Genomic DNA, 233 nt, shown 5'->3' with positions numbered 1-233 from the left:
CCACATGCGCAATGGACCAGCGTTCTTCATTGCGTCCCCACCCGACAATTTCCAGCTCAACACGATCATCTTGGGTATCGCCTGCCGCTGTTAATAACACCACCCCATCAGGAACCTCACCTGCCCAGAGTTCCGCACGTCTTGCCAAGGTTAATTCAGATAATGCGCCCTCACCACGATCTTCAAAGGTTTCCCCAAGGGTCGTATTTACAAAAGTTTGTAACTCAATCGGA

The 233-nt window shown here is 50.6% G+C and carries 1 protein-coding gene; it reads right to left on the bottom strand.

Features of this window, described 5'->3' with window-relative positions; all coding sequences use genetic code 11:
• Nucleotides 1-233 (bottom strand): terminase gpA endonuclease subunit (locus QMN76_RS10920; RefSeq protein ID WP_282066054.1); only part of this gene is annotated, 233 nt, incomplete at both ends.

The sequence above is a fragment of the Commensalibacter papalotli (ex Botero et al. 2024) genome, assembly GCF_947179115.1.
Lineage (GTDB): Bacteria > Pseudomonadota > Alphaproteobacteria > Acetobacterales > Acetobacteraceae > Commensalibacter > Commensalibacter papalotli.
Note: the sequence above shows the minus strand (reverse complement) of the source record. Positions and strands in the feature narration are given on the sequence as shown.